The sequence below is a fragment of the Bacillus cereus group sp. BfR-BA-01311 genome (genome assembly GCF_022664295.1).
Lineage (GTDB): Bacteria > Bacillota > Bacilli > Bacillales > Bacillaceae_G > Bacillus_A > Bacillus_A cereus.
In genome coordinates, this window is sequence record NZ_JAKUHC010000032.1 from 1 (window position 1) to 5,606 (window position 5,606).

Below are 5,606 nucleotides of genomic sequence, written 5' to 3' on the forward strand. Positions count from 1 at the left end.
CGGAAGTTAAGCTCTCTAGCGCCGATGGTAGTTGGGACCTTGTCCCTGTGAGAGTAGGACGTCGCCAAGCAACTTTAAGACGAGTCAGAATGACTCGTCTTTTTTGTGTTTATAAAAATAAGAATGGCTGGTAAATCTCAGTTTATTAAAATTTCACTTTATTGTTCACATCAACAAGTTCAAAACGCTCACAGACGAGTAACATATCTTCAGAGAAATTAAGACCAATCTCATTTAATTCCTTTGTAAAAAAACGAACATGGGTGTCTCTCCAGTAATTATAAGTACGATCTCCTTCGCCTTCAGCGATAGCGAATTCTTCGCTTACTTCATTCATTGGTGTTACAGTTACTTCTATTGTCTTAATAATAGCTACAGGTTCATCATTACTATTGAGTATAATACTATAATCATTAGTAGTCGGTAGCGATTCATTTTCTAATTCATAAAAAATGTGACCGGAGCATGTAGCTGTTTTAATACCGTCAATTACTAGTTGTGCAAGATAATTAGGGGCATCCCCAAATTGCCAAGCTGTAACAGATTCTGGTTTTTTGTTGTTTCCCCAATAAGTATCCCAATATGTCTGTGCTAATTGATTCATTTTTATCGTCACCTCACTCTAATTAATATGTAATCTCTTTATAATTCCTAGGAAATTTATTTATTTGTTATGCCTTTGTACTTATTTTTAATTTGTATCAGTGTTTTGCAAATTAAAAAGATACTATGTGGAGTGAATATAGTTTGTAAATATGTTCTGTACATATATGGAATCTTTAATTTTCCAATTGCATTTTATGATAAAGGACATAGTTACTTAAAGAACGTTCAGATTATGAATGGTAGTTTATTATCACTACGCCATATTGAAGTGAGTAATACTAGAGTTGAAATAGATAAAAAAACCGATATTCTAAATTGAATATCAGTTTAATAATATGTGACTTATATGAATCTATAGCAATACGAAAAGCGTAAATAAGATAGCCAACAAAATACGGTAGTATGCAAAAGGTTTTAAACCTATCTTCTCTAAAAGCTTTAGAAAAGTTACTACTGCTAGCATCGCTACTATAAAAGAGGTAATGAATCCTACCGCAAACATAGGGATGTCATCGACACTTAAATACTTCCAACTTTTTAGTAAGTCTAAGCCTGTTGCCCCAATCATTACAGGAAGAGCTATTAGAAAAGAGAATTCAGATGCAGTCTTATAATTTACTTTTGCTAATAGACCTCCAGAGATAGTAGAGCCAGCTCTAGAGAAGCCAGGGTATACCGCTAAGCACTGAAATAATCCGATTGTTAAAGCTTGGCGGTATGTTAAATCGTCCAGTGAATAGGCTGCTGCCTCTTTCTTTTTTACTTCTGCAAAGATCATAAGAATTGCCCCTGCTACAAGTCCAATCACAACAGTGTATGGCTGGAATAAGTATGTTTTAATAATATCATGTAGTAGCAAACCAGCAACCACTGCCGGAAATACGCCAAGAAATACATGGAACGCGTTGAATTTTTTTTCTTTCTGTATAAGAGGTTTAATATTACATAAAGAAACGAGACGTTTATGATATAAAATTGCAATAGCTAAAATTGCGCCTAGCTGAATAACAATTTCAAACGTTTTTGCTCTTTCTCCCTCAAAGCCTAATAAATGCCCGACTAATATAAGGTGGCCAGTAGAAGATATAGGTAAAAATTCAGCTAATCCTTCTACAATACCGAGTATGAAGGCAATAATGATATCGCTCATAGTTTCACTCCTATACATTAATGAATGTCTACTTTTTTAAAATAGAATAGTGTTGCAATAAATCCGGAAATTGTCGTTACTGCAATGATGATATAAGAATACTCTGGTGGATATGTCGGTTGTAATTCGTTATTTGCGATATCTAGAGTAGCGGTCCACGGAAATAAATCTTTATGCTTGGAGTTTACGAGCATAAGATTCATCATTGTAATAATGACTGTTAATATAATAGGCGGTACATAGCTCTTCATTACAAGAGTTAATAGCACAATAGGTGAAGACAATAGAAAGAGAAGTCCACCACATATTAAAAATTTTAGGAAAGAACCTAAAAGTAAAGTAATGTTAAAACCAGGGAAGTTCCCCAATAGCCCTAATATTAAAGTAAGCGACCAAGCGACTAAAGTTAGCATCATAATCCAAAGAAAGAGGATGATGAACTTACTTATAATAAAACTAATGCGCGACACGGGGATAGTTAGTAAATTTTTTAGTGTATCTTCTGCATATTCGCGGGTAAACATATAAGCAACAACTACTCCGTATAAAGGGAATCCTATAACTAAAGTAGTATATAAGTTAACGTCAGTGAATAACTGGTGGAACCAAATAGTCGGAGTTGGCTGTTTTGTTTTTATATGTATATAAGAGGCTACTACGACTAAGAAAGGTGCGACACCAGCTCCAATAATGCTAATTAAAAACATATTAGAGCGTTTTAGTTTTAATAGTTCTGTATAGAGTAGATTAACCAATTGTCCCACCTCCAACTAGTTTGGTGAAATAATCTTCTAATCTGTCTTCGCTAATCATCATTTTTAATACTTCGATATCGTTAAGAACGAATGTTCTGTTAATGTATCCTTGTTGCCCAAAATGAGAGTAAATGCGAATATTCCCTTCATCATGTACCTCATAATCGAAAATTTGAAATTGATTTTCTAATAGCATCGCAGCTTTATTGTCATTATTCACCTGAAATTCTATGTACTTACGGTTTACTTTGCGCAGCTTATCAAGAGAAACTTCTTCTAGTAACCTTCCTTCATGAATAATTCCGATACGATCGACCAACTGTTCTACCTCGGCTAATATGTGACTAGAAATGAGTATAGTTATATTTCTTTCTTGAGCTAAAGAATGAATAAGTTTTCGCATTTCTTTAATACCAATAGGGTCTAGTCCGTTAGTTGGTTCATCTAATATGAGTAGCTCAGGATAATGGAGAAGAGCGCGTGCAATTCCTAAGCGTTGCTTCATTCCTAAAGAATACTTTCCTACTAACTTTTTTGTCTCATGCTGCAAGCCTACTATTTCTAATGCTTCTTCGATAGCATTCTTTTTGTGAACCCCAATTATCTTTGCATTAATTAATAGGTTTTCTTTTGCAGTTAAGTTTTCATAAAATCCTGGAACTTCAACTATAGAACCAATTCTGCTTAAAATATCTTTTTGATTTTGGAATAAGTTCTCTCCGAATATTTCAATCGTTCCACTTGTAGGCTTTATAAGACTAAGCAGCATACGAATGGTTGTTGTTTTACCAGCACCGTTGCGGCCTATGAAGCCATAAATTTCCCCTTGTTGAACATTAATATTTAAATTATCTACTGATTTTTGATTGCCATATACTTTAGTAAGGTTAGTCGTTTTTATAATTGTATTTATAGGAGACACCTGCTTTCTATAAGTTCTTACTTACATCATAAAAAGGAAGGCTTAACTGCATATTAATCATTTCTTAACTATTTCTTAAAAGTATTGTGTTTTGGAATAGAAAAGCCAAAAGTAGTTCGTTTCCATGGAGTACTTTCAACCCATATATGTCCACCATTTTTCTCAACGAGCGCTTTGGAAATAGAAAGCCCAAGACCGCTACCACCATAAGAGGAGTTTCTTGATTGTTCGCTTCGGTACATTCGCTCAAATATGTTTTGTAAATCATGTTTTGGAATACCAGGGCCTTGATCCCAAATATGAAGTTCGTATTCTGCATCAGCTTCTAGCAGTTCGACTCCTATTGTTTTCCCATCCTTTCCGTAATAAATGGCATTTTTCATTAAGTTACCTATAATCCGCATAAGGCTTAGGTGATCTGCAATGATAGGACAAGTAGACTCTGGTATAAGAACTTGCAGTTTAATATTATGTTTTGAGAGTTCGGGTAAAAACTCGATCAAAGCTTCTCTAGTAATTTCAGAAAAGTCGAGTTTTTCTTCTTTTAGTGGAAATTCATTAGCGTCTAGCTTTGCCATATTGAATATTTCATCAACTAGGTGCTTTAAGTTATTTGATTTCATATAAAGTATTTTAAGATATTCTTGCTTTTCTATTTCAGAAGCAGCAACCCCATCTTTTAAAGCATCGATATATCCAATAATAGAGGTGAGTGGTGTTCGGATATCGTGTGAGATACTAGATAAAAGTTGTTTTCTAGATTCCTCAGACCTTTTTGCTTTAATCCGAACCTTTTCTAATTCAGCTATTAGTTCGTTTATTGAAAAAACGATATTATGTAACGATTGATCATTACTTGTGAATAATCTCGTTTGTAAATTCCCCTTTAGTGCACGACTTAATTTAGTGTCTATTGATTTGCGATTTTGAATGAATTGTATTCTTGAAAAGAAGAGATACATTGTAATTAAGATAAGAGTAATAAATAAAGAAATTTTTACTTTTGGATCCATTTGTATATTTAAAAGCCCGTAAATGATAAGTTGTAATGAAATAAGGAAGAGGATTTTATCGATCTTCAAGCTTTTCACCTACAAACTTATAACCAATTCCCCATACAGTTTGAATGAATTTTGGATTGGAAGGATCGATTTCTATTTTCTTTCTAAGTTTTCGAATATGTACCATAACGGTATTATCATCTTCTATATAATTATCGTCCCATACATTGCGGAAGAGCTGTGTTTTTGTAAATACTTGTCCTGGGTTTGAAGTAAAGAATTTTAATAGTTCCAGTTCTTTTCCGGTCAAGCTGATTTCTTCTTTGTTTGTATGAACTGTGTATGTATTTAAATTGATAGTTAGTCCTTTAAAAGATAAAGTTGTTTTTTCTTGAGCAGTATTGTTACTTCCGAGAACTAAAAAACGCCGCATAAGAGCTTTTACTCGTGCAATTACTTCGTGAATGCTGAAAGGTTTCGTAATGTAATCATCAGCACCAATGCTTAAACCTAAAATTTTATCAACTTCGTGATCTTTAGCGGTGAGCATTAATATAGGTACGTTAGTTTTATCTCTAAGTTTTTTACATACCTCGATTCCATCTATTTTGGGCATCATAAGATCTAATATAACGAGGTTATAGTTATTTTGATTAAATAAATGCAAGGCTTCTTCGCCGTTGATTGCAGTGTCTACCGTGTATAATTCTCGTTCTAAATATATTTTTAATAAATTTCGGATTTCTTTATCGTCGTCTGCTATAAGGATGCGTATATCTTTCATATCTTCACCTGCTTCTAATAGAGTTTTATTGATATTACAACAACTCTCTAATTATATACTAGTATTTGTTAAAATAAGGTTGCTAGTTTTGTTGGAGGAAAACGTCTACACAAGTTAAGTCTAGAGTTCAAATTAACTCGAATATATTTGGAAAAATAAATTAAAGAGAAGCAGAAGGTGTTCTTCGATAATGAAATCCTATAGAGACGTATCTAGCTAAAAGAGCATAAAAATATTAAATTGAAGTTCTTTATAAAAAGGTGTTGACGATTATACTTTAGAGGTGTAATATAGAACAAGTCGCCGATGACATTAACGTCGAAAGCGACAAACGAAATAAAAAACTTAGTTGACATTAACTAACGAAGATGTTAACATAAGGAAGTCG

6 protein-coding genes are annotated in these 5,606 nt (G+C 33.3%); all 6 read right to left on the reverse strand.

What is annotated here, in order from left to right; translation table 11 throughout:
- Window positions 1-145: 145 nt before the first annotated feature.
- The 6 genes from MR136_RS28180 to MR136_RS28205 all read right to left on the reverse strand — a co-directional run bounded on the left by MR136_RS28180 (window position 146) and on the right by MR136_RS28205 (window position 5,218).
- On the reverse strand, window positions 146-604 hold the full coding sequence (locus MR136_RS28180; RefSeq protein WP_001072420.1) for an ASCH domain-containing protein: 459 nt from the start codon (window positions 602-604) through the stop codon (window positions 146-148).
- A gap of 354 nt (window positions 605-958) precedes the next feature.
- The gene (gene uppP, locus MR136_RS28185) at window positions 959-1,756 is read right to left on the reverse strand and encodes an undecaprenyl-diphosphate phosphatase UppP (protein ID WP_001279957.1); all 798 of its coding nucleotides are present in this window, start codon (window positions 1,754-1,756) and stop codon (window positions 959-961) included.
- A gap of 17 nt (window positions 1,757-1,773) precedes the next feature.
- Entirely contained in the window at window positions 1,774-2,511 is a 738-nt protein-coding gene (locus MR136_RS28190) for an ABC transporter permease (RefSeq protein WP_000247720.1), read from the reverse strand.
- Window positions 2,504-3,433, reverse strand: coding sequence for an ABC transporter ATP-binding protein (locus MR136_RS28195; RefSeq protein ID WP_000074584.1), 930 nt, complete (start codon window positions 3,431-3,433; stop codon window positions 2,504-2,506). Before MR136_RS28195 ends, MR136_RS28190 begins: the two co-directional genes overlap by 8 nt.
- A 68-nt stretch (window positions 3,434-3,501) precedes the next feature.
- Entirely contained in the window at window positions 3,502-4,515 is a 1,014-nt protein-coding gene (locus MR136_RS28200; RefSeq protein ID WP_017674293.1) for a sensor histidine kinase, read from the reverse strand.
- The gene (locus tag MR136_RS28205; RefSeq protein ID WP_000652001.1) at window positions 4,502-5,218 is read right to left on the reverse strand and encodes a response regulator transcription factor; all 717 of its coding nucleotides are present in this window, start codon (window positions 5,216-5,218) and stop codon (window positions 4,502-4,504) included. The genes MR136_RS28200 and MR136_RS28205 overlap by 14 nt, the downstream gene beginning before the upstream one ends.
- Window positions 5,219-5,606: the final 388 nt, after the last annotated feature.

Coding starts and splice junctions, on each gene's coding strand:
- uppP (WP_001279957.1), bottom strand. CDS start 1,756: ATGAGCGATATCATTATTGCCTTCATACTCGGTATTGTAGAAGGATTA.
- MR136_RS28205 (WP_000652001.1), bottom strand. CDS start 5,218: ATGAAAGATATACGCATCCTTATAGCAGACGACGATAAAGAAATCCGA.
- MR136_RS28180 (WP_001072420.1), bottom strand. CDS start 604: ATGAATCAATTAGCACAGACATATTGGGATACTTATTGGGGAAACAAC.